19 protein-coding genes and 1 pseudogene are annotated in these 24,338 nt (G+C 57.1%); 7 read left to right on the top strand and 13 right to left on the bottom strand.

The features are described 5' to 3' along the window. Positions 1 to 116: 116 nt before the first annotated feature. From ACYAC5_RS02125 to ACYAC5_RS02115, 3 genes are all read right to left on the bottom strand, one after another. On the bottom strand, positions 117 to 1,031 hold the full coding sequence (locus ACYAC5_RS02125; protein WP_101762333.1) for a substrate-binding domain-containing protein: 915 nt from the start codon (positions 1,029 to 1,031) through the stop codon (positions 117 to 119). Positions 1,032 to 1,116: 85 nt separating this feature from the next. After that, positions 1,117 to 1,896, bottom strand: a complete 780-nt coding sequence (locus ACYAC5_RS02120) for a TIM barrel protein (RefSeq protein ID WP_309836188.1) — start codon at positions 1,894 to 1,896, stop codon at positions 1,117 to 1,119. Next, on the bottom strand, positions 1,896 to 2,915 hold the full coding sequence (locus ACYAC5_RS02115) for a Gfo/Idh/MocA family oxidoreductase (protein ID WP_309836190.1): 1,020 nt from the start codon (positions 2,913 to 2,915) through the stop codon (positions 1,896 to 1,898). Before ACYAC5_RS02115 ends, ACYAC5_RS02120 begins: the two co-directional genes overlap by 1 nt. 197 nt (positions 2,916 to 3,112) lie before the next feature. Here ACYAC5_RS02115 and ACYAC5_RS02110 point away from each other — a divergent pair, with 197 nt between their 5' ends. Then, positions 3,113 to 5,068, top strand: coding sequence for a sigma-54-dependent Fis family transcriptional regulator (locus tag ACYAC5_RS02110; protein WP_462062338.1), 1,956 nt, complete (start codon positions 3,113 to 3,115; stop codon positions 5,066 to 5,068). Between the two features lie 154 nt (positions 5,069 to 5,222). Here ACYAC5_RS02110 and ACYAC5_RS02105 read toward each other — a convergent pair whose 3' ends face one another. The 3 genes from ACYAC5_RS02105 to ACYAC5_RS02095 are packed head-to-tail and all read right to left on the bottom strand — an operon-like array spanning position 5,223 to position 8,513. After that, complete coding sequence (locus ACYAC5_RS02105; protein ID WP_192412616.1) at positions 5,223 to 5,906, bottom strand: SDR family NAD(P)-dependent oxidoreductase; 684 nt, start codon at positions 5,904 to 5,906, stop codon at positions 5,223 to 5,225. Continuing rightward, positions 5,903 to 7,090: a sialidase family protein gene (locus ACYAC5_RS02100; RefSeq protein ID WP_309836195.1), complete on the bottom strand. Its 1,188-nt coding sequence runs from the start codon at positions 7,088 to 7,090 to the stop codon at positions 5,903 to 5,905. The genes ACYAC5_RS02105 and ACYAC5_RS02100 overlap by 4 nt, the downstream gene beginning before the upstream one ends. 1 nt (position 7,091) lies before the next feature. Beyond that, complete coding sequence (locus ACYAC5_RS02095; RefSeq protein WP_101762339.1) at positions 7,092 to 8,513, bottom strand: sodium:solute symporter family protein; 1,422 nt, start codon at positions 8,511 to 8,513, stop codon at positions 7,092 to 7,094. Positions 8,514 to 8,782: 269 nt separating this feature from the next. On the opposite strand from ACYAC5_RS02095, the pseudogene ACYAC5_RS02090 reads away from it, so the two are divergent. Next, positions 8,783 to 8,998, top strand: a pseudogene (locus ACYAC5_RS02090) (isocitrate/isopropylmalate family dehydrogenase); the annotation flags it as partial. A gap of 14 nt (positions 8,999 to 9,012) precedes the next feature. Here ACYAC5_RS02090 and ACYAC5_RS02085 read toward each other — a convergent pair. From ACYAC5_RS02085 to ACYAC5_RS02070, 4 genes are all read right to left on the bottom strand, one after another. Next, complete coding sequence (locus ACYAC5_RS02085; protein ID WP_462062337.1) at positions 9,013 to 10,341, bottom strand: glycoside hydrolase family 28 protein; 1,329 nt, start codon at positions 10,339 to 10,341, stop codon at positions 9,013 to 9,015. A 79-nt stretch (positions 10,342 to 10,420) separates the two neighbouring features. Then, positions 10,421 to 11,236, bottom strand: a complete 816-nt coding sequence (locus ACYAC5_RS02080) for a carbohydrate ABC transporter permease (protein ID WP_462062944.1) — start codon at positions 11,234 to 11,236, stop codon at positions 10,421 to 10,423. After that, the gene (locus tag ACYAC5_RS02075; protein ID WP_101762375.1) at positions 11,236 to 12,108 is read right to left on the bottom strand and encodes a carbohydrate ABC transporter permease; all 873 of its coding nucleotides are present in this window, start codon (positions 12,106 to 12,108) and stop codon (positions 11,236 to 11,238) included. The genes ACYAC5_RS02080 and ACYAC5_RS02075 overlap by 1 nt, the downstream gene beginning before the upstream one ends. A gap of 59 nt (positions 12,109 to 12,167) precedes the next feature. Beyond that, positions 12,168 to 13,511: an ABC transporter substrate-binding protein gene (locus ACYAC5_RS02070; protein WP_192412622.1), complete on the bottom strand. Its 1,344-nt coding sequence runs from the start codon at positions 13,509 to 13,511 to the stop codon at positions 12,168 to 12,170. Positions 13,512 to 14,039: 528 nt separating this feature from the next. On the opposite strand from ACYAC5_RS02070, the gene ACYAC5_RS02065 reads away from it, so the two are divergent. Further along, the gene (locus ACYAC5_RS02065; RefSeq protein WP_192412624.1) at positions 14,040 to 14,639 is read left to right on the top strand and encodes a GNAT family N-acetyltransferase; all 600 of its coding nucleotides are present in this window, start codon (positions 14,040 to 14,042) and stop codon (positions 14,637 to 14,639) included. Between the two features lie 13 nt (positions 14,640 to 14,652). Further along, positions 14,653 to 15,744, top strand: a complete 1,092-nt coding sequence (locus ACYAC5_RS02060) for an ABC transporter ATP-binding protein (RefSeq protein WP_192412626.1) — start codon at positions 14,653 to 14,655, stop codon at positions 15,742 to 15,744. A gap of 78 nt (positions 15,745 to 15,822) precedes the next feature. On the opposite strand, the gene ACYAC5_RS02055 is transcribed toward ACYAC5_RS02060, so the two are convergent. Further along, complete coding sequence (locus tag ACYAC5_RS02055) at positions 15,823 to 16,947, bottom strand: ROK family transcriptional regulator (RefSeq protein WP_280172364.1); 1,125 nt, start codon at positions 16,945 to 16,947, stop codon at positions 15,823 to 15,825. A gap of 18 nt (positions 16,948 to 16,965) precedes the next feature. Further along, entirely contained in the window at positions 16,966 to 17,844 is an 879-nt protein-coding gene (locus tag ACYAC5_RS02050) for a glucosamine kinase nucleotide-binding domain-containing protein (protein ID WP_280172363.1), read from the bottom strand. A 267-nt stretch (positions 17,845 to 18,111) separates the two neighbouring features. Between ACYAC5_RS02050 and ACYAC5_RS02045 the strand changes: the two genes are divergently transcribed. Next, a complete protein-coding gene (locus tag ACYAC5_RS02045; protein ID WP_280172362.1) occupies positions 18,112 to 19,272 on the top strand; it encodes a Gfo/Idh/MocA family protein in 1,161 nt (386 codons plus the stop codon). A 64-nt stretch (positions 19,273 to 19,336) separates the two neighbouring features. Here the strand turns inward: ACYAC5_RS02045 and ACYAC5_RS02040 are convergent, their stop codons facing one another. Then, positions 19,337 to 20,575: an MFS transporter gene (locus ACYAC5_RS02040; RefSeq protein WP_462062333.1), complete on the bottom strand. Its 1,239-nt coding sequence runs from the start codon at positions 20,573 to 20,575 to the stop codon at positions 19,337 to 19,339. A 419-nt stretch (positions 20,576 to 20,994) separates the two neighbouring features. Here ACYAC5_RS02040 and ACYAC5_RS02035 point away from each other — a divergent pair, with 419 nt between their 5' ends. Together ACYAC5_RS02035 and ACYAC5_RS02030 are read left to right on the top strand one after the other, a co-directional pair. Continuing rightward, positions 20,995 to 21,594 (top strand): hypothetical protein, encoded by a 600-nt coding sequence (locus tag ACYAC5_RS02035; RefSeq protein ID WP_462062332.1) that lies wholly within the window; start codon positions 20,995 to 20,997, stop codon positions 21,592 to 21,594. Between the two features lie 284 nt (positions 21,595 to 21,878). Continuing rightward, positions 21,879 to 24,269: a glucose/quinate/shikimate family membrane-bound PQQ-dependent dehydrogenase gene (locus tag ACYAC5_RS02030; RefSeq protein ID WP_217550018.1), complete on the top strand. Its 2,391-nt coding sequence runs from the start codon at positions 21,879 to 21,881 to the stop codon at positions 24,267 to 24,269. Positions 24,270 to 24,338 lie beyond the last annotated feature (69 nt).

Here is a 24,338-nt window from a genome sequence, read left to right as displayed (position 1 = left end):
TGCAGCCGGAGTTTATCAGTCAGAGTTAGGCAAATAAAGCGAAGTGGAGGAGGAATAAATCGGGTTTCCAGCGTAAAACTCTCCTGCGAGCAGGAGAGTTTTGGTAAATAAAAATGTTATTTCGCCGCGAACTGCGCATAGTTCTCAGGCGTGATGGTTTGATACGGAATCCAGTTGAACTCCTGCACTTTCTGCTTCTCCAGCAGCGCTTTAGTCACCTGCACCGCGCCGGTCGCCTGCCCTTTCGCGTCCTGGAAAATGGTCAGCGTCATTTTGCCGTTCTTCACGAACTGCTGACCATCCGGCGTGCCGTCGATACCGGCGACCAAAATCTTCTCATTTTTCGCCTGGTTGAGCGCCATGATGGCACCAATCGCCATTTCATCATTATTCGCCGCGATAGCGTCAATCGGGCGCTGATTCAGCAGCCAGCTCGATACCACATCCACCGCTTCGTTGCGCTGCCATTTGGCGCTCTGCTTTTCAATCACCTTCATATCTTTGTATTTGGCAATCACGGCTTCCACCGCGCGGGTGCGTTCACGCGCTTCCTCATTCGACAGCGCGCCCATCAAAATCGCCACGTTACCTTTGTAATTCATCTTCTTCGCCAGCGCTTCCATCTGCATTTCTCCGCCCAACGCCGAGTCTGAACCAACATACGCCATGTCGGTTGGCAGTTTCACTTCTGGCTTACGATTGACGAAGATCAGCGGAATGCCGGCATTTTTCGCCGCGGTAATCATTGGCAATACGCCTTGAGTGTCCACCGGATTGAGGATGATGGCATCGACACCCTGATTAACAAAATCATCCACCTGCTGCACTTGCAGCGCGACATCGCCTTTGGCATCCACAAACTGGCTATTGAGCTGGTTAGCTTTCAGCTCTGCCTGCATCTGGGTGCGCAGAATCGAGACGAAGTTGAGATCGAAGTTCGCCAGCGCGACGCCGACGGTGAAGGTTTTAGCGCTCACGCTCAGGCTGAGCAGCAGCGCGCAGAGGCACAGCATCACATTTCTGATGTTCATGGGTTAGTCCTGTAGGGTTGAGATATTGTTATATATTTCATCGAGTTAATGCCGGATAACAGGCAAATACCCGGCGGTGAAATCGTCAAAGCGTGAAATGATCGCGGAACTGCTGCAGCGCGGCGCCACTTTCGCCGCTGGCCCAGCCTTCCAGCGCCACGGTGCCCTGATAGCCAACATCGTGTAGCGCACGGGCGATGGTGCGATAGCTAATCTCGCCGGTGCCCGGCTGCTGACGCCCCGGCACATCGGCCACCTGAATCTCACCTATCGCCGAACCACAGCGGCGAATCAGTTCGATCAAATTGCCTTCGCCAATCTGCGCGTGATACAGGTCGAGGTTCATCTTCAGCGCCGGGCTGTTAACCGCTTCCACCAGCGCCAGCGTGTCGGCCGCCAGCGCGAACGGTGTACCGGGATGATCAACCGGCAAGTTAAGGTTCTCCAGCGTGAAGACGCGTCCGGCGCGCTCGCCCAGCTGCGCCACTTTGCGCAGCGTGTCGGCCGCTTTCAGCCACATCGCGCCGGTCACCACCTCAACCGGTCTAACCGGCAAACCTTTGTCATCCAGTCCGGTACCGTGCAGGTTCAACGCCGGACAGTTGAGCCGCTCGGCCACCGCCAGCGACGCTTCAGCACTTTGCAGCAGTTGCTGAATCTCATCATCATCGGTCAGGTTGCCGCTGAGGTAGCCGGTCATCGAGGTGAAACGCGCGCCGGTCGCCGCCAGCGCATCGATATCTTTGTTGGCCCAGCCCCAGATTTCGACGCCAAAGCCCAGTTCATGAATGCGTTTCACGCGCTCGACAAAAGGCAGATCGAGAAACACCATTTCGGCACACACCGACAGCTGATAACTGGCCATTAGCGACCTCCCAATTTGATGGGTTGCTGCTGCTGCACCGAGTCGATACAGGCCAGCGCAATCTCCAGCGCGTTTCGTGCATCTTCACCGGTAGCGCGCGGCGTTTCGCCACTGCGAATGCAGCGGGCAAACTCGGCCATCTCCGCCACATAGGCTTCGCGCAGCAGGTCTGAATCCATGCGTGAGGTTTCAATCGCGATGCCATCCTGGTGATAGCGCACACAGTTGTTAACGTTGATGTGGCCCGCCTGCAGCATGCCTTTGCTGCCGAACACTTCGCCGCGCACATCGTAGCCGTATACCGCCTGGAAGTTGGCTTCAGCGGTGGCGATCGCGCCGTTATCAAAGCGGATGGTAACCACCGATGTGTCGAGCAAGCCTTTGTCTTTGAAATCCGGACGCACCAGCGCATCGGCCAGCGCATAGACTTCCACCGGCTTCGCGCCAGGGTTAAAGTGCAGCAGCGTGTCGAAATCGTGGATCAGCGTTTCAAGGAAGATCGTCCACTGCGGGATGCGCGAAGGATCGTGCAGGCCCGGATCGCGCGTCAGCGATCGGCTCAGCTGCGTGGTGCCATTTTCACCCGCTTTCACCGCCGCGATCGCTGCAGCAAAGCCGGAATCAAAGCGGCGGTTAAAACCGACCTGCAACACGACGCCGGCCGCTTTCGCGGCAGCAATCGCGCGATCCGCCTCTTCCAGCGTCACCGCCATCGGCTTCTCACAGAACACATGTTTGCCCGCCTCAGCGGCAGCGATCACCCATTCGGCGTGCGTGCGCGCTGGTGCGGCAATCGCCACCGCCTCAATTTCGGGATCCTGCAGCAGCGCATGCAGATCGCTATAGGCTTTAGCGACGCCGAGCTTATTGGTCAGCGCGTCGGCCGCGCCCGGTTGCGGATCGGCCACCGCTGCGAGGATCGCACCCGGCACGCGCCAGGCCAGGTTTTCCGCGTGGAAGCTGCCCATGCGTCCGGCGCCAATCAGGCCGACGCGTACTGGCTTAAGATGAAATGTCATGACCTATTCCTTATTGTTTTGGATATGCTCATTCGAGCGCAGGGATGTGCAATCGGTAGTGCAAAGGCGATGCCAACTGCAATTCGCCGCTTTATGTGAGGCATGACACAGATATTGCTCACAATTTGGCAACAAAACTTACATGTCAACTTCACATGTCAATAAAATGTACATTCCATCTTGTTAAGGAGTGTCACATGCGTGCCAGTGAGCGTTTGCCGTTTAAAGATGAGAGCGATCCAATCTTCAGCTTGCCGGACAGCGCGGAGGTGGGCGAATGGGATACGTTGTTGTGGCAGGGCTGGCACAGCTTTGAACGCGGTGAACAGCCCGGCTGGATGCGGCACAGCATTTTGCAGTCGTGGCAGCGATCGCAGCAGCGCGCGATCGATCCCGCCACCTTTGCCTATGTTTCGCCACCCGCTGCGGAACTGACGGCGATCCTTGAGCACAATGCCGAGTTGATCCTCGCGGCGCGCAGCATCATGGAAAACCTGCTGGCGTATAACCCGGATGGCCACATCAATCTGACCGATGCGCAAGGCGTGACGCTGCACTTCTGCGGCGCGGATCTGACGCCGGTCGGCAGCATCCTGCGCGAAGAGGTGCTCGGCACCAACTGCACCGCGCGCTGCCTGATTGAGCAGCGGCTGGTGTACGTGTTGAGTGGCGAAAACTGGAAGCTGGATCTGCGCAAACGCCATCGCCAATGTGCTGCCGCACCGGTGCGCGATGCCAGCGGCCAGCTGCTTGGCGTGCTCACGCTGACCGCCACGCCTGACAACTTTAATGCGCATACGCTCGGCACGGTGCAGGCGGCAGCGGAAGCGGTTGGTCAGCAGCTGATGCTGCGCCGTTTGCTGGCCGAGCAGCAGTCGATCCTCGAAACCCTGAACGAAGGCGTAATCGTCTGCGATCGTCACGGTCGCATCAAAACGCTGAATCGCTATGCGCGCCAGATCTTTAGCGGCCTCGATCCCAGCGCCGGACCGATCGACGTGCTGCTGCAACCGCAAGGCGGATCGCTGCTCACCATGCCGTTCTGCAATGACCGCGAGCTGCAATTTATGCCGGATGGCGTGCATCCCCTTTCCTGCCTTATTTCGCTGATGCCCGCGCCAGACGGTGGCCGCGTGCTGTCGCTGCGCGAGAATCAACGTATCCGCGCCATTACGCGCCGCGTGATGGGCGTCGGCGCCAGCTACACCTTTGAGATGATTCGCGGGCACGCGCCGCGCGTGCTGCAAGCGATTCAGAAAGCGCGCGCCAGCAGCCGCAGCGACAGCACGGTATTATTAACCGGCGAAAGCGGCACCGGTAAAGAGCTGTTCGCACAGGCGATTCACAACGCCAGCCCGCGCCAGCAGGAAGCCTTTATCGCGCTGAACTGCGGCGCATTGCCACGTGATTTAGTGCAGAGCGAACTATTTGGCTATGTCGACGGCGCTTTTACTGGATCGCGACGCGGCGGCTCGGCGGGCAAATTTGAGCTGGCTGATGGCGGCACCTTGTTCCTTGATGAGATTGGCGAGATGCCGCTCGAGGCGCAAACCAGCCTGCTGCGCGTGCTGCAGGAGGGCGAAGTGGTGCGAATCGGCGCAGCCCATCCTATCAAGGTCAACGTGCGCATCATCGCCGCTACCCACTGCAATCTGCTGGATGCGGTGGAAAAAGGCGCGTTCCGCCGCGACCTCTACTATCGCCTGAATGTGATTTCGCTGGAGATCCCGCCGCTGCGCGAGCGTCAGGAGGATATTCCCGGCCTGGTGAATACCTTCATTCAGGCGCTCTGCACCCGGCTGAAGCGCATCGCGCCGCAGCTCTCCGCCGAGGCAATGTGCTGTTTGCAGGCGTGGCACTGGCCCGGCAACGTGCGCGAGCTGGAGAATCTGGTCGAGCGCATGGTGAATTTGTGTGAAGGGCTGGAGATAGATCGTCACGATCTGCCGGAAGAGATGGTGCAGCGTAACGCGCCTGTCGCCAGCGAATTGAGCTCGCTGCAGAAGAATGAACGCCAGCATGTGATGCAGGTGGTGCGCGAGCAGAAAGGCAACCTGCGCCAGTCCGCGCAGCTGCTGGGGATTTCACGCACCGCGCTGTATAACAAGCTGCATCAGTGGCAGGTGGATGTGGCGGGATTGCGGCGCGGGTAGGTGCGACTTGTTGCCCTCACCCCAACCCTCTCCCACTGGGAGAGGGAGCTAGTCGGTGCACTATTCCATTCCTTCTCCCACTGGGAGAGGGAGTTAGTCGGTGCACTATTCAATTCCCTCTCCCTGTGGGAGAGGGTTAGGGTGAGTGAAAAAACTACAACGACGCCCCACCACAGATCACCAACTCCTGCCCGGTAATCGCATCGGCGGCAGGCGACAGCACAAACCCTGCCAGCGCCGCCACTTCCTGTGGCTTGATATAGCGCCCCATCGGCGGCAGCTTTGGGGGTGAACTGGCGCGGCCGGGCTGCAGCAGCATGGGCGTCTCCGTCGCCCCCGGCGCAATCACATTCACCGTGATGCCTTTGGGTGCCAGTTCCGCCGCCCAGCTGCGTGCCATGCCCACCATGGCCGCCTTGGTGCTCACGTACTGGCTGCGATTCGCCGCGCCGCGTGACGTGCGGCTGCCAACCAGCAAGATACGATCGCCCTGCGCCATCTGCGGCTGCAAGACATTTGCCATTATCTCCGCCACCTGCACGTGCAGGTACCACAAACGCGCGCTCTGCTCCTCATCCAGCTCACCGAGCGGCGCAGCCGCCATCATGCCTGCGGCATGCACCAGCGCATCCACCTTCGGCAGCGCCAATAGCGCCTGCTTCAGCAGATTGGCATCCAACAGATCCACGCTGACCGAGGTGAACGCTGGATGATCGTTCTGCACCGACGTGCGGCTAAAACCGGTCACCTGCCAACCTTGTTGCAACAGATGATCGGCGATGGCGGCGCCTATGCCAGAGCTGACGCCCGTCACCAGCGCGTGTCGCTGCCTGCTCATCCTTTCACCCAGCTTTCATCGACGCGCACATATTTAATCGCCTGACGAAAATAGGTGTAAGCCACATGCAGCGCGCCATCGTCACTTTGTTTGATGCTCGGATAGGAGAACTCGCGGTTAAGCTTTTGCTGCGAATTATTGGTCATGCAGTAGCCGTCGCCCTCGTCGAGATTACGCTGCCATGGCCAGCTTTTGCCGCCATCGGCGGAAATCGCCAGCGTCATTGGCGCGCGGGGTGCGCCCCAAAACGCGCTGCGTCCGCTGTGCACCAGCGGCTCTGCCGCCACCGCCACATCGCTGTCATCCTCTTCATCTTCAATTTCGTCATATAGCGATAAGCGGCGCTCGCTGGCATCTCTGGCGCTCATGGCATTAAACACCAGCGCCAGATGGCCGTTGTGCAATGTCGTGACCTGAATCGACGAGTTGTTGTTTGGCAAGTCAGTCGCCAGCGGCGCACTCCAGCTTTCGCCGCCGTCGATCGAACGACTTTGATAGATGAAATCGGCCCAGCGGCTGCGATACAGCGCCAGTAAGCTGCCATCCTGCAGCAACGTGATGTTCATATGCACGCAGCCCAGGCTGTCTGGCACCGCCACATCGCGCCAGCTTTGGCCTTTATCACTGGAGATTTTCACCGCGCTGATATCGTTGTTACCCACCCATTTCACGCCAGGCTGCGTTCGGCAATAAAACACCGGCAGCAGCCAGTTACCGTTTGGCAGCACCACAATCGGCTGGCGAATAAAGGTGCCGGGCTGATCGAGCAAAGTGTCGATTGCCCCCCAGCTGCGGCCAAAATCGCGTGACTGACGATAGCGCACAATCGCGGTGTCCTGATTGCCGGATTTTTGCGCCGTCCACAGCAGCCAAAGCACCTGTTCGGGATCGAGGAACAGCAGCGGATTTTGCTCCGATCGCGTGGGATCGTCAGAGAGTTTTTCCGCCTCGCTCCACTGTGTGCTGCCGCTTTTCAGCCGCGAGCACCACACAGAAATATCGGCGATCCCTTCCTGCGTGCCGCCAAACCACACACACAGCAAGTCGCCATTGGGTAGCGGCAGCAGATTCGCCGCATGGTTCTGCGGGCAGACCGAAGGCAGCATCGCCGTGAGCTGTTGCGCATCCTGCGCGTGCGGATGGAGGTTACCGCTGCGTTCAACGGTAAGGGTTAAATCACTCATTTCAGGCTCCACTGTTTTGCATTGAAGATTTCGGGGCTTTTTTCACATGGGTTTGGCTTGAAGGGATCAGGCGGTCAATCACCATGATGACCGCCGGCGTGATCAACGCCACGTACATGTTGTTGATACCTAATGGATCGCCGAGCAGATACCACACTGACGTCATGACGCACGCACCAATCAGGCCTGCATTGGCGCCGCGCGTGCTTTTAAAGAACGGCAGATAAAAGGCAATGATTGCCACCACTGAAATCGACAGCCGAATAGCGCGGGTGAAGAAGGAGAGCTTCAACACTTCCGGCACGAACAGCACGAAAATCAGCGGCAGGAAACCGATCAGCAGCGACAGCCAGCGCGTCATGCGGAACTCGCGCTCCGGTGTCGGATTGCGATAGGGCACGTAGAAATCTTTTACCACCAGCGAGGCAATCGCCAGCGCTACGGTGCTGACGCTGACAAAGATCGACGCCACGAGTGAGGTGGTGACAATCCCCGCCAGCCAGGGACTCATGTCCTGCAGGAACACCGGCAGCGCATAGAGACTTTTAATATCGGGATGCAGGTATTTCGCCGCCACGCCAATCAGCGCGATAGCAATGGCAATCGGCATGCAGAAGAAGAACGCCACCCAGGTTGCACGTTTGGCGGACTCGGCACTTTTGGTCGAGGCAATCGCCTGAATCACAAACTGAGTACAGAAGATCGAGCCGATAGTACCAATCATCCAGGCGAAAATAGTGCTGCCGCCAACGTTGCCGTCCCACGTCCAGTAGAAATGCGGCATCTCTTTGATCATTGGGCTGACGCCGCCGGTCATGTGCAGGGCCACGCCGAGAATGATCAGAATACCGATATATTTCAGTCCGCTGTGCAGCAGCGTGACCCAGGCGATGCCTTTCATGCCACCGAACATAAAATAGAACGTACTGACGATCGCGGTGATCACCGCAGCGGTAGTGAGATCGAGGTTGAGCACCGTTGAGATCGCCGCCGCACCGCTAACGTAGTTACCGACGTTAACCAGCAATAGCGCATAGATCATGATTAGCGAGATGATGTTTTTGGTGGAGTTGCCATAACGTTCAGCGATCGCCGCAGAGATGGTGATTTTGCCGGTATTGTAGATGCGCTTTACCAGCAAAAAACCAAACAGCGGGAAACCGATAGCGGCACCAATCACCGACCATGAAGCGGCAAAGCCATCTTCGAAAGCTGCCTGAGCCGTACCGATGGTGGATTTGGCGCCGATGTATTCCGACATCAGCATCACGCCCACCACAAATGCCGGCATCACATTGGAGCCAGCCATAAAGTCGCCGCTGTTTTTACTGCGCAGACGCCAGGTGAGCCAGGTGGTGAACAGGATGTACGCAATGACAATCCCGACAATAATCACCATCCCTTCTGTAGAGAATTGTTTCATTTCAGCCTCATCGATAACGTAGGGTCGTGGAACGCGCTGGGCTTCACGCGTCCCGTTGATGAGGTGGCCGATGTTGTTATTCACCGTGTCTACGCACTTCGCCACCCCACTTATGCTTATGATTCATTTCGCTCAAATAAGAATGAATTTACGCATATTAGAGGCGTTTTATAGGCTAAACAGGGCTTAATTTGTTTGAGGTTGCTCACAAAGCATCAAATATGATTACAAATAATCAAAATCAACGCATTAATTACAGCACCTTTGAATCGGCACCTGACATCGCCGGTAAAGGCGTGAACAACCTGATTGGTCAGATTTGGAGTGGCGCGATGATGCTGGAGCACCTCGATTACGCCGAAGCGGGCGCAGCGGTGTTGGATGCCATCGAGCTTACGCTGGCGGCGGGCAACAGCCTGACGCGCGAGCTCGACGGCCGCGCGTCAACCGAGGAACTGGGCGCGGCTATCGCTGCTGCGTTGTAACCTCCAGGCGTGCCCTAAAGAATCTGCACTGTTTCCGCATGCCAGCCGTGGGGCAACGGCTGCGGGCGCGTAATCACCACGTTATGCAACTGTAGATTCTCCACGCCGCGCGCAAACACGCCCGGCAAGCCATCCGGATAAGCAGCGACGCCGTATGCTAAGCCCGATGTGCTATCCAGTTTGTACGCATTGTCGAGGCCCATGCCGGTCGGCGATTCGGGATTACACGGCGGGCGCACATCGTAATGTCCCTGATCCGCACCTGCTGCTACCACTTGCCGCAGCTGCACATTCGCCAGCATCACATCACGAATCTGTCCCGGTTGTTCCGCATGCAGGTTAATTGCTCCTTCCATCACACCGCTGACGTTGCTGAATTGCAGTTGCTCAATGCTGCCCGGCGCTATCGCCGGATCGCGCGCGCGCACTGAAACAAACAGCGCATCGGCTTTACCCCAATGGCACGGCGGCGCGTGGCGGCAGGCCAGCGTGATATTGCTGAACAGCAAACGGCGGAACTGGCCGCCATCACGCGACAGCAAGCCAATCGCGCGGTTGGAATCAAAGAGGGTGCAGCCGGAGACGGTGACATCTTCCACGTCATCGAAGGTTTCGGTGCCAATTTTGAACGCGCAGCTGTAGGAGCGCAGCAGGCAGTTGCTGATCATGATTTGTCGCGCGGCACGTCGCAAATGCGCGGGTTTTTGGCTGGTTTTGATGCAGATGGCATCATCGGCCACGCTCAGGTAGCTGTTGCTGACAAACACCGCTTCACAGCTGTCGATATCCAGCGCATCGGTGTTCGGCATGCTCATGCTGTTATTGATGGTGAGATGGTCGACATGTACATGGCGGCAACTCACCAGATGTACCGTCCACATCGGCGCCTGGATGATGGTGAAATCTTGCAGCGTCACCTGCTCGCAATCCTCAAACACCACGATGCGCGGGCGCTGCGCACGCGGCAGGCGATAACCCTGCTCGTCCTTTTCCGCAGCAAACCACGCATCGCCGTTACCGTCGATCACCCCTTTGCCACTGATGCTGATATTGCGCTGCCCGACGGCGTACAGCAGCACATGCTGCGACAGTTCAGCCTGGCTCTGTGCCAGCTGCTGCTGATAATCCTCAACGCGTGAGCTGGCGAGCAACGTGGCGCCCGCTTCGAGATGCAGATTAATGTTGGAACCCAGCGTTAGCGTGCCGAGATGATAGCGGCCAGGCGGCACTGATAAGGTGCCGCCGCCGCGCGTTGCCAGATGATTGAGTGCGCGCTGGAAGCAGTGTGTATCCAGCGTTTCGCCATCGGCGATGGGGTAGAAATCAGCCAATGAAACGTGCATGCGGTTCTCCTGAATAGCGGCGATGCGCTATTGCAGCACGCGCCGCATGACCAAAACCTTTTGCTGGTGGACAAGATGGTTATTTCACCGCGCCTTCGGTGACGCCGCTGATAAATTTGCGCTGGAACACCAGGAACACCGCCACCAGCGGCAGGATGACAATCATCGCGCCCGCCATCAGCACCGGAATATCGATGGTGTTTTTGTTCTGGAAAAACATCATGCCGATCGGCAAGGTGCGCAGCTCATCTTTATTCACCAGAATTAGCGGGATAAGGAACTCGTTCCACGTCCAGATAAACAGCAGCAGCGCCAGCGTGGACAGCGTCGGCCAAATCGCCGGCACCAGCAGGCCCCAGAGAATTTTGCGGCGTGAGGCACCATCCATCACTGCCGCTTCCACCAGCTCGCGCGGCACCTGCTGCAACGCGGTGGCAATCATCAGCGTGGTAAACGGCAGCGACAAGGCAATTTGCGGCAGAATCAGCGTCAGATAGGTATTGGTAAGGCCCATCCAGCGTAGCTCGTGATAGAGCGGAATAATAAAGGCTTCACTCGGTAGCACCATGCCAAGGCCCAGCAGCGCGGCAACCACCGTTTTGCCGGGGATCTTCAGCCAGGCAAAACCGAATCCCGCCAGAATGCCGAGCAGGATGCTGCAGATCACCACCGGAATCACCACCAGCACCGAGTTCATGAAGTAGACGTTGAAATGTCCCTGCTGCCACGCGGTGATGTAGTTTTTGAAATTGAGCGACGAGGGCAAGGTAAACACGCCCTGAAATAGCTCCATCTGGGTTTTGAACGAGGTCATCAGCGCCATTAAAAACGGCAGGATGGTCATCAACGCGACAATCCAGATCAGCGCGCGTGAGACAGTTGGCGTGCCGCGCATCAGTGACGCTCCCGTAGACATAGATGAATTAAGCCGTTGATCATTAACACAATCAGCATACTGAACACCGCCACGGCGGAGGCATAGCCGAAGTAGTGCAGGTCAAAGCCCTGCTTATACATAAAGATGTTGGTCACCATAGTGGACGTGCCCGGCCCGCCTTGCGTCATCACGTAAACCAGATCGAAGGCTTTCAAGCTGGCGATCACCGTCAGCAGCAGCGCGATACGCAGTTCCGGACGCAGCGACGGCAGCGTAATGCGCATAAATTTCTGCCGGCGTGATGAACCATCGAGATCGGCCGCTTCCAGCAGCGACGGATCCATGCGTTGCAAGCCCGCCATAAACAGCACCAGGCAGAAACCGAAGAAGTACCAGGTGGCGACAAAGCCGACCGCGGGTAGCGCCCAGGTAAAATCACCCAGCCACGACTTCGCCAGCTGCGGCAAACCCACGGCGCGCAGGAACTGATCGATAGGGCCAAACGCCGGGTTATACAGCCAGCGCCACACCACGCCGAGCACCGCCATCGGCATGATGTACGGCAGGAAGAAGAGGATACGCAGCACGCTGCGCTCTTTGTTATTGCGCGTCTCATACAGGAAGCTGCACAGCAGCAGTCCAACGCCAATCGGAAACAGCGTGTAGAACAGCATCAGCAAGGCATTATTGCCGAGCGCCACCCAGAACACCGGATCCTGGAACATGCGCAGATAGTTACCCATGCCGATGAAAATCGGCCACGAGGTGCCGTCCCATTCGGTGAAGCTGATCCCTAATGAGGCCAACAGCGGCATCAGCAGAAACACCGCATACACCAGCACCGCGGGCAGAAGATAGAGCGCATTGCGCCAGGCAGATTTATTCAGCATAACCGTACTCGCTTGCGGGCCTGTTCGCGGCCCGGCCACTTACGCCGGGCCGTACGTCATCAGTGCTTGAGGGTTTTCAGGTAACGTTGATAGTTGTTATCGAAGTTGATCACCATCTGGTCGGCGGTTTGACGTCCCGCCAGCAGCAGCTGCACATTCTGATTCAGCTCAGCGTTCATGGTTGGCGTGGCCCAGTCGAGATAATGGCCGAGACCATCGTTGTCATTTAGCGTCACCCACACCTGATACGCTTCCGCCAGCAGCGGGTTATCCGCCGGAATCTGCGCATTTTTGCTGGTGCCGGCCGGCAGGAAGCCCACTTTCAGCCAGCGGTTCGCCATCTCATCTGAGACGATGTAATCGATGAACTTCGCTGCGGAATCCTGCTGCGCTTTGTCTTTGGCGGTGCTGGTGATGGAGAACGCCAGATCGGTGCCGCCCACCATCAGTGGATGCTGCACGCCCTCGCCCGCTGGCATCGCGGCGAAGTGCAGATCTTTGTTGTCTTTAAACTGGCCGAGATACCAGGTTCCGCTCACCAGGAACGCTGCCTGACCATTCTGGAACAGGGTCGCGGCATCGTCGTGCCCAATGCCCTGGAAGCCGGGGAACAGATAGCCTTTGTCGTTCCAGCCCTTCATCAGGTTGGCGGCTTTCACCAGCTTGTCGTCTTTGAACGTGCCGCCCACGTCGTAAATCAGATCGTCGAGTTTTTTCCGGTCGCTGCTCTCAATCTGCGCTTCCCACAAGGTGCTGAGCAGCTGCTGGCCCATGTTGCCGTCGAGCAGGCCGAGCATCATCGGCGGTGTACCGGCGGCTTTGAGTTTCTCCATCGCCTGTTCGAGTTCTGGCAGGGTTTTAGGCACCGCGACACCGGCTTTATCCAGCAGCGCTTTGTTGTAGTACAAACCCACCATCTCGCCGAGGCTCGCCACGCCGTAGAGTTTGCCGCTGCCGAAATCTTGTTTATCTGACCAGCGGTTACGTTTCAGGATTGAATCCGGGAAGCGCGTGGTCCAGCCGTAAGTTTTGGCGTAATCATCCAGCGGCCACAGCAGCTTGTCTTTCACCAGCGAGCCCATATCGCCGCCGCCCTGATTCACTTGGGCGATTTGCGGGCCGTCACCGGCGGTTAGCGCCAGCTTAAGCGGAATGCGCGTGTCTTCGAAGGAGTGCACCGAACGCTGAATCACAATGTCCGGATTCTTTTGCTGGAACGCTTTTACCGCTTCATCCACCGCTTCGGTCTGCTGCGGATAGTTGTAAATGTCCCACTCATTCAGGGTAACGGCCTGCGCGGCTGCCATGGTCGCACCGAGCAGAATCCCGGCGGAGACCAGACGCGACACCGTGCGCAGTGAACTTTGCAAACGGGAAGGACGATTGGTTGAATCACACATCATGCTCGGTTTCTCCAACAGATGACTGGCATCCCTTCATCTCGACACCTGCGATTCCCGGCAGGTTGATTCAGCAGCGACAACGCACATAATTCATACTTACTTTATGCACAAAAGAAAGTCAAACATCACCACTGCGGAATTTTTGCTCTGTGATACAGTGCAAAGAGTAAGAAGAAAAGCCGCCAGAACAGCAGAGGATGCTGCGATTCAGCGCGCAAACCGGACAGCGTTGCGCAGTAAAGCCTGAGCATCAGTATAAATCACTCAGCCAGGCAAGCTGCTTTAACATACTGATAGAGCATATGAAAATCCTATAGTTATCATCACTGCGATAGGTGAGCGAAAGGCAATGTGCTTTCAATCAGCGCTCATACCGGCGTTGCGCGTGAGTTTGTCAGCCGCCCAGTCATGCTTTGTGGTTATAGTTCGCATCAGCTTTATGCGCCAGCGCAATTATTACACCTTGAAAACTAAGTCGGCTTTCTTTACCGTAAAATCTGTTCATCTCCTGACCACAGAGGCTCCACCATGACGGCTGAAGGTGTTATTCGTCGCGCCAGCGAGGCAGATTTCCCCGCCTTGTCGCGCATCTGCTTAGAGACCGCCAATGCCGGCACCGATGCCAGCGCGCTCTACTCCGATCCCGCGCTGCCCGGCCTGCGCTTTGTCATTCCCTACGCGCGCTTTGCGCCCGAATTTGCTTATGTGCTGGAACAGCACGGCGAGGTAGTCGGCTACGCGGTCGCCGCGCCCGATACGCGCGCCTTCGAAGCAAAGTTGAATACTGATTGGTGGCCACAGCTGCAACAGCAGTATCGCGATTACGCGCCGCAGGCGCCGCTCGACAGCAAAGTGCTGGAAGCGATTCATCAGCCCGATGCGGCAGCGGATCAGCTGGTGACGCAATGGCCTGCGCATCTGCACATCAATCTGTTACCCGCCGCGCAGCAAGGTGGCTGGGGGCGCAAGCTGATTGAACAGCTGCTACACGATCTGCGTGCCGCGGGCGTGCCGGGCGTTTATCTCGGCGTCAGCCTGCAAAACGAGCAGGTGTGCGGCTTTTATCAGCGCCTTGGCTTCACGCCGATTATGCGCAGCAACGCCATTTATATGGGCCAACTTCTCTGATTCGAGGCATCGCATGACCAGCCTGCATCTGCAAAACGTTAAAAAGTCCTACGAAAATGTAAACGTGATTCATGGCATCGATCTCACCATTAACAGCGGCGAATTCGTGGTGTTTGTCGGCCCTTCCGGCTGCGGGAAATCTACGCTGCTGCGCATGATTGCCGGGCTGGAGGAGATCACCGACGGTAAGTTGCTGATTGAAGGCGCCGATATGACCGATCAGCACGCCACCGAGCGCGGCATCGCCATGGTGTTTCAGTCCTATGCGCTCTACCCGAACATGACGGTGCGCGGCAATCTGGCCTATCCGCTGGAAGTGATGAAGCGCCCGAAAGCGGAAATTGAGCAGGCGATCAAACAGACTGCGGCGCGCCTGCATCTGACAGAATTTCTTGACCGCTTACCGCGCGCGCTGTCCGGCGGACAGCGGCAACGTGTGGCGATTGGCCGCGCGATAATCCGCCACCCGCGCATTTTTCTGTTTGATGAGCCGCTGTCGAACCTCGATGCCGAGCTGCGTTTGCAGATGCGCATTGAGATTGCTCGCCTGCACGCTTCGCTGGGCAACACCATGATCTACGTGACGCACGATCAGCTAGAGGCGATGACGCTGGCGGATCGCATCGTGGTGCTGCGTCAGGGCCGCATTGAGCAGGTCGGCGCGCCGATGGCGCTGTATCGCGATCCCGACAACCTGTTTGTCGCCGGGTTTATTGGCTCGCCGAAGATGAATTTCCTCACTGCCGAAGTGTCCGCGATCGCGCCGGGCGCGGTGCAACTGCGGGTGCCGGCGCTGGGCATTAATCAGCTTACGCTGCCGATCGCCGCGTCGTGCCGCGAAGGGCAGAAAATCACGCTGGGCGTACGTCCAGAGCATTTCCAGCCAGTGAGCAGCAACGATGATGTCCTGAGTTTTAGCGGCGAATTGTCGTTTAGCGAGATGCTGGGACACACCAATTATCTCTATCTCGATATCGGCGAAGAGAAGCTGCTGGTGATTGAGGAGCGTAACGTGGCGGAACACGCGATTGGCGAGCGGCTGAGTTATCAGCTGCGTGCCGAGCACTGTTTATTGTTTGATGAGCAGGGTTTGCGACTCAGATAAGGTAAAAGCCGCATCTTTTCGTCGCGGCGCGATAAATCGCGCCGCGACAGAATGGGCGGGGATTTATCGCGTGATTCATTATTGCGGTGCGATCTCTTCATCGGCCTGTGCGGCCAACAAATCCAGCAGCTTATTCACCGCAAACCCGGCCGCGCCCTGCGCCCACATGCGGTTGGATTCCGTAAGGAACTGCAGCGGCGTCATGTGCGGCGTCAGCTTCAAACGGTAGGTCTGAAAACTCTGCGTAACGTGGTCGAGCAGAATGCGCGAAGCCATTTGCGGCTCCATCGCCAGATATACTACGTCCGGATCGTAGGCCACCGACAGATTCGCCAGCGACATCCCCAGATGCTGCCCGGCCTCGGCCAGCGCGCTCAGCACCTCCGGCGTTGGACGCACATCGAGATCGCGCAGCGTATGCGGCACCTCTTCTTTGGTGGTGGCCGCCACGCGCTGCAGAATCGCCTGCGACGACGCCACATCCTCCAGCAGACGCTCAGAACCATCGCCCAGCAGCGACACGCCAATCTCCCCAGCTTTGCCGTGACGACCACGATAAAGCTGGCGATCGAGCAGAATCCCCGCGCCGATGCCTTTGCCGAACGTAGCTATCACCGCCGACTGCGCATGACCGAGCTGACCAAACACCAGCGCCGCCATCGCCAGCGCGTTGGCATCATTTTCAATAAATACCGGCAGCGAGAAGCGCTCTTCCAGCAGACGGGCAATCGGCACGTTATCCCAGCCCAGCGCGCGTGACAGCACGCAAACGCCATTGCTGGCATCGACCAAACCCGACAGCGCCAGACCAATCGCCCCAACCTTTTTGCCCTCAACGCCACGCAAAAACTTCGCCAGCGCATCGCCGAGCTGTTTGGGCGTCATCGCGCCGGAAGGAATTTGCTGCTCGCCGATGATGTTGCCGCTGAGATCGGTCAGCACCATCAGGTTGCGTTCGGCATTAAGCTGAATCCCCACCACGCTGGCGTGATCCGGATTGAGGCCGAGCAGCGTTTTGGGCCGCCCCATTGAGACGCGACGTAGCCCCAGCTCCTGCACGATGCCGCCGGTCAGCAGACGATTGGTGGCTTGCGACACCGTCGACATGCTCAGGCCGCTGCGCACTTTGAGATCGGATTGACTAATAGGCGCATTTTCGACAATCAGCCGCAGAATGCGCGCGGTTACGTTGGGAGCGCTCATGAGCCTCTTTATCTGAAGTTAAGCGGGAAGTTTCAGGCTGAACTGCATGGCCAGGCGAAGCGCACCGCTTAGGGCATCGCCCTGCGGCGGCACCAGCAGCGCGGCGATATCCGCCGGTAGCCACGCCTGAATGGGCGCGGCTAGTCCGCCCATCAAGGCCAGCTTGCCGTGGCTGCGCGCCAGCAGCGGCTGCACCATCTGCACGATATCCGCGGCGGATTGCTGCACCAGCGCTGTGCCGTGCACATCGCCCTGCTGCGCGGCAGCGAACACCTCAGGCACCACGCGGCCCCAATCAGCGGGTGTCGCCTGTTTCGACCACATCAGCAGCTGTTCCGGGCTGTTTTGATAGCTTGCCATGATGCGCTGCGTTAACGCCGAGGCGGGCACAATCTCTTCGTGCGCCAGCAGCGCCAGCCGTAGCGCGCGTTGGCCGAGAATCGCACCCGAACCGGCATCTGACAGGGCAAAACCCCAGCCGCCGAGCAGCGTGAAGTGCGTGCCATCCCAGGCCGCGCCCTGGCTGCCGGTGCCAATAATAAACACCGCGCCTGGCGCACCGGCGTGCGCACCGGCACAGGCGATTTCGACATCGGTAAACAGATAGCGCGCCTGACAGCGTGGCTGCCAGCTGGCGAGACGGCTTTGCACCGAGGCGACGTTCGCACCCGCCAAACCGGCGACGATCACCGTGCGGTCGCGCGCTTCAACAGGTAAATTCGCCTGCGTAAACAGATCGTCAATGACCTGATCAATGGCCACGATGGCGGCATCAAACTGCGACCAGACGTTAGCGGGACCGCCTTTGGCTTCCGCCAGCAGGCGTCCGGCGCTGTCGGTCAGGCGTCCACGACAGTGCGTACCACCGCCATCAATACCCAGCATTAGTGATTGCACGCGCTTCCTCCTGCCAGCCCGAAACGGTATGACGCTTATAGATGTGCGAAAGATAGGGGAAAAAAACTTAAATCGCAATAATAAATAAATAGGCAATCCGTATAGTTAATTAAAATAGATATAAATCATATAAATAACAATTTTTCACCAATTGAGATCCGCCACACGGATTGACATTAGTTTTTCTGTCGTAATAAGTTAACGGTCAGATTATCAGCAGCCTGACAGGTCGGGCGGCTCAAAGGCAACGGGCTTCAGGGGTACAACATGAAAGTGGGCATTATTGGTCTGGGCTTTCGGCTTTCCCATGTGGTGAAAGAGTTCAACAAAGCCGACACAGCGTTTTCCGTGGTGGGTTATGTCGATCCGGCTCCGGCGGGATTACCGAATCTGCACAGCTTTGGCATCGACGCGGGCACCGCGTTTGCTAGCGTGGATGCGCTGCTGCAACACGGCGGCTTTGATCTGCTGCTGGTGGGTTCGCCGAACTTTATGCACCTTGAACACATTCGTCAGGGCTTAGCGGCGGGCTACACGGTGTTCACCGAGAAGCCGGTGGTGATCAACGAAGAGCAAACCATGGCGATGGCGCAGCTGGTGCAGCAATATGGTCACGAGCGCATTCTGGTCGGCTTGGTATTGCGTTACTCGCCGCTCTATCGCGACCTGCTCACCGCGCGTGATGAAAATCGCCTCGGCGAAATCACCTCAATTGAAGCCACTGAACACATCAAGCCGTATCACGGTGCGTTCTTCCAGCGCGACTGGCGCCGTCTGGAGAAGTACGCCGGCCCGTATATTCTGGAAAAATGCTGCCACGATATCGATCTTTATCAGGGTCTGGTCGGCGAGCGTCCGGTTCGTGTTGCCAGCTTTGGCGGACGCAAAAACTTCACCCCGCAGCACGCGCCTAAAGGTGCGGTAACAGCGCAGTCAGAGGTGTATCACGTTAAACCGAGCGGCTGGTCGAGTACCGATGCGGTGTTTGACGGCGATGCCGACATCGTCGATTACCAAACCGCGCTGATTGAGTATGCCGGTGGCGCGACCCTCGCCTTCCATGCCAACCTTAACGTACCGGATGAGTTCCGCCGCTTCTGCGTGATGGGCACCGATGGCATGGCCGAAGGTGACTTCGTGCGTAACTACTTCCGCGTGCACAACGCGCGCACCGGTGCGCGCGAAGCGGATACTGAGTATGACGGCAACGCCTATGACGGCCATTACGGCGCAGATGCGCTGATGGCTGAAGAGATTGTGAAACACATTACACAGGGAACGCCGCTGAAGGTTTCAGTGGTGGACGCACTGGAAGCGGGCCTCACTGCGATCAAAATCGATGAAGCGCGAAAATCGAAAACCGTGGTGGATATGACGGAGAGTTGGAAAAAATTTGACGCCAACCTGGGGAAAGCAGCAACCGCGTAAGACACGCGCAATAAATTGCGCCGCTACAATCCGTAGCGGCGCGATTCATCGCGCGATGTTGAAGTTAGGTAACGGTTTCGTTTTCCAGCTTCTGCCGCTTACGCAGATGCGGGAAAATCGCCATCCACACGCCCACCACGATCAGCGTGCCGATGCCGCCAATCGCCGCCGCGGGCACTGCGCCCATCCATGCCGCCAGTAAACCTGACTCAAACTCGCCGAGCTGATTCGAGGTATTAATGAAGATGGCGTTGACCGCATTCACGCGGCCACGCATGTCATCCGGCGTATCGAGTTGCACCAGCGCGCCGCGAATCACCATGCTGACCATATCGAAGCCGCCCAACGCCGCCAGCGCGATCACCGACAGCCACAGCTGCGTGGAGAGCGCGAACACCAGCGTCGCCACGCCAAAACCGGCCACCGAGCCGAACATGATCATGCCGACGTTCTTTTCCAGCTTGTGACGACTCAGCCACACGCCAACCAGCAGCGCACCGACCGACGGCGCGCCGCGCAGGATGCCCAAGCCCCACGGCCCGGTATGCAGGATATCTTGCGCGAAGATCGGCAGCAGCGCGGTGGCCCCGCCCAGCAGCACGGCAAACAGATCGAGTGAAATCACGCCGAGCACATCTTTGCGATCGCGGATAAAGCGCACGCCGGCAAACAGGTTCGGCAGATTCATCGGCAAGCGCGCCTGCGGCGGCCGCTCATAGCGCAGTCGGCTCACCAGCACGATGGAGAACAGATAGAACAGCGCCGAGACGCCATACACCACTTCCGGACCGGCGACATAAAGGAAGCCACCGAGCGTTGGGCCGATAATCACCGCCGCCTGTCCGCCCACCGAACTGGCGGCCATGGCGCGCGCCAGAATCGGTGGCGGCACCAGCGCCGGCAGCATCGAGGTAATCGCTGGCCACTCAAGCGCCTTGGCGACGGAGATCAGAAACACCAATCCCCAAATCTCGATCTTGCCCGCCCAGTTCATCAGCGTGAGCGCAACCAGCCCCAGCAGCGCCAGCCACTCAATAAATTGTCCGAGCAATACGATACGACGACGGTCAAGCTGATCGGCCAGATGCCCGGCGGGCAGCGCCAGCAGTACAGAAGGCAGAAACTGCATCAGACCGATCATGCCGAGCGCCATCGCGCTGTGGGTCAGCGCGTAGATTTGCCAGCTGACCGCGACCGAAAACATTTGAAAACCAAACGATGAACAGGTGCGCGCCAGCCAAAAGGCGACAAACGACCTGTGCCGCAGCAATGAATCCTCTGCTGCGGATACTAGAGAACCCATAGTTTTATCCCATCCTAAACAATTACATCGGTTAGCGTCGTTGCACTAACCTGGTGAAAAGCCACGTTGCGGCTTCCGCTTTATTTTTTCAGGCCACAGAGTGCGGCATCTTACTGAGCCAGGCAATGGCTAGCCGTGCTGTTTAAAAACAGAAGCTTATCCAAAAATTAGCTAAGCATGGAGCTCTTAATATTAGCAGGCTGATGGTTATGAGATGAAAATATCCAAAAGTTTCCCAATATGGCAATAGCCGATTAATTCATCCTGCTCAGCGCCTAATATCTCTCTATCAGTGACAGTTAAAAAAAGGTGATCTTGATAAACAAAACGATCTATATTGACTGTGTTTAGATTTCATTATCCCGCCGTCCTTATAATAATTAAGACGCTCCAGTTAATTAATTTATTCACAGAGATAAATGGAAAACAGTTCTTATAATCCTTATGTTACTGAGCGCATCCATCGCTTCGACGGGGCGCTAGCTGGCGTGTGTTATTCAGCCCCCTTTATGCATTGCGAACAGGAAAACACAGCAATACTTAATGGACGCAACATAATTTCGCTGCATAATCAGTTGCCGGATACACCCGAATTAATAATCATCCCGTTAACGGGAAATAACCTTATGCGTTTTTTACAGGATCCGGAAATTTATTCCAGCCTGCAGGATGAGAATGTACAGCTGGCAATCAATTATGCCGATTTAGTTCAGCAAGATAGTGCTTTACGTAGGGCCGCAGAGCGTTTCTCATTTTGGCTCTATGATTTGGCACCGCCCGGCACCTGCTGGAAGAATATCGCTGCGTTTCCATTTAGCGGTATTGCGCTGACCAACGAGTTTTTTCACGATAATTATCTCAAGTTCAGCTTTCCTTTTCTGCTGGAATCCTGTCGTGAAAGAGAAGTGGAAGTAATATTACGCACGCCACAGTTAACGTTGCCCGCTGAGCACTATGCGCAACTTAATTTGAGCGGCTGGCAGGAACAACGCACCAGCAGCACGCTGTTTGAAGGGTAAACGTTTACACAATGTGTTGCTCTTAGGTGTTGTGGCCCGATCTAACCGGACATAACACCTTTATTCCCTCATAAAATGTCGCAGTACTTCCCTTCAACGAGTGCAAAGCACTAAAAATATCAAACCCTTTAACGTTTTTAAGATAAAATTTAACGCAAAGGGAACATCTCGCCGCACGGAAAGCGTCGCTCGAACCGTTTCGTTATTTCGTACTCTATGTCGGGAAGCAACCCAACGCGTTGTTTCCTTTTTAGTTTTTAATGGCAAAGAAAGAGGTCAATATTATGGGGAAAGCTTCCTCATCTTTTGGCGTAATCCGTTTTCTCACAGTGCTTTTTGCACTGCTGACGGGCGCGTTTATGCTGGTTGGTGGCGTTTGGTTAGCCGCCATTGGTGGTTCCTGGTACTACGTTATTGGCGGTGTGGTCATGTTGATCACCGCTATTCTGCTGTGGCGCCGTAGCGGCTCAGCATTACTGCTGTACGCATTGCTGCTGTTGGCAACGCTGGTGTGGGGCGTGTGGGAAGTCGGTTTCGACTTCTGGGCGCTGGCACCGCGTACCGATGTGCTGGTGATCTTCGGCATCTGGCTGATTCTGCCGTTTGTGTATCGCGGTCTGAATAATGCCGGCAAAGGCGCTCTGGCGCTGCTGTCAGTGGCGCTGCTTGCCAGCGTACTGGTGCTGGCGTGGGCGGTATTCCACGATCCGCAAGAGCTGAACGGTGAAATTCCAGCGACAGCAGCCAATGCTCCGCAGGCACAGCCGCTGAGCAACATCGCTGATGCTGACTGGCCGGCGTATGCGCGTGACCAGCAAGGCACCCGCTTCTCCCCGCTGAAGCAGATCAACACCGGTAACGTTAAAGAGCTGCAGGTTGCCTGGCAGTTCCAGACCGGCGATTTGAAGACGCCAAACGATCCGGGCGAAATCACCGATGAAGTCACGCCAATCAAAATCCGTGACACCCTGTATCTCTGCTCACCGCACCAGATTCTGTTTGCGCTGGATGCCAAAACCGGTAAGCAGAAGTGGAAATTTGATCCGGGCCTGAAGCCGAATCCAACCTTCCAGCACGTGACCTGCCGTGGCGTTTCTTACCACGAAGTGCCTGCTGCGGCCGATGCGGCCAATACCCAACCTGCGCTGTGCTCACGCCGCATTTACCTGCCGGTGAATGATGGCCGCATGTTCGCGCTGGATGCGGAAACCGGTGAACGTTGTGCTGCCTTTGGCAACAACGGTGAACTGGATCTGCAGCACAAGCAGCCGGTATTGACGCCAGGCCAGTATGAGCCGACGTCGCCGCCGGTCATCACCGACACCACCATCGTGGTAGCGGGTGCGGTCACCGATAACTACTCTACCCGTGAGCCGTCAGGCGCCATCCGTGGCTTCGACGTTAACACCGGTAAACTGCTGTGGGTGTTCGATCCGGGTGCCAAAGATCCAAACGCGATTCCAGCGGATGAACACAGCTTCACCATGAATTCACCGAACTCATGGGCACCGGCGGTGTACGATCCGAAACTGGATATCGTTTACCTGCCGATGGGTGTGTCAACGCCAGATATCTGGGGCGGCAACCGCACACCAGAGCAGGAACGTTATGCAAGCAGCGTACTGGCGCTGAACGCCACCACCGGTAAACTGGTGTGGTCGTATCAGACCGTGCATCACGATCTGTGGGATATGGACCTGCCGTCGCAGCCGACGCTGGCCGATATCACGACTAAAGATGGCAAAACCGTACCGGTGATTTATGCACCGGCGAAAACCGGTAACATCTTTGTCCTGGATCGTCGTACCGGTGAGCCGGTTGTCCCTGCGCCGGAAACTCCGGTTCCACAGGGTGCCGCTAAAGGTGACCACGTTGCGCCTACTCAGCCGTACTCCGAACTGACCTTCCGTCCGAAACAGAATCTGACGGACAAGGACATGTGGGGCGCGACGATGTACGACCAGCTGGTATGCCGCGTGATCTTCAAGCGTCTGCGCTATGAAGGTCCGTTCACCCCGCCGTCTGAGCAAGGTACGCTGGTGTTCCCAGGCAACCTTGGCATGTTCGAATGGGGCGGTATCGCAGTTGACCCACATCGTCAGATTGCGATTGCTAACCCAATGGCGCTGCCGTTTGTGTCGAAGCTGGTTCCGCGCGGTCCGGGCAACCCGATCGAGCCACCGGCTGACGACAAAGGCGGTTCAGGCACCGAAACCGGTATCCAGCCACAGTACGGCGTACCGTACGGCGTGGAGCTGAATCCGTTCCTGTCACCGTTTGGTCTGCCATGTAAACAACCGGCGTGGGGCTATGTCTCCGCAGTTGATCTGAAGACCAACGAAACCGTGTGGAAAAAACGCATTGGTACGGTTCGCGATAGCGCGCCAGTGCCACTGCCGTTCAAAATGGGTATGCCAATGCTGGGCGGCCCAATCACCACCGCCGGTAACGTGTTCTTCATTGGTGCCACCGCAGATAACTACCTGCGTGCGTTCGACACCAATACCGGTGAAATGCTGTGGCAGGCACGTCTGCCAGCAGGCGGCCAGGCAACGCCGATGACCTATGAAGTGGATGGCAAGCAGTACGTTGTTATCGCTGCCGGTGGTCACGGTTCGTTTGGCACCAAGCTGGGCGATTATGTGATTGCTTATGCACTGCCTGATGCGAAGTAAGTTTTCGCGTTGAGATAACAAAGCGGGCTTAGGCCCGCTTTTTTTATATGTAACGGTTGCCATGAATGG

Source organism: Pantoea sp. y20 (assembly GCF_054903455.1).
The sequence above is the reverse complement of the archived record's forward strand: the minus strand, read 5'-3'. Positions and strand labels throughout refer to the sequence as shown.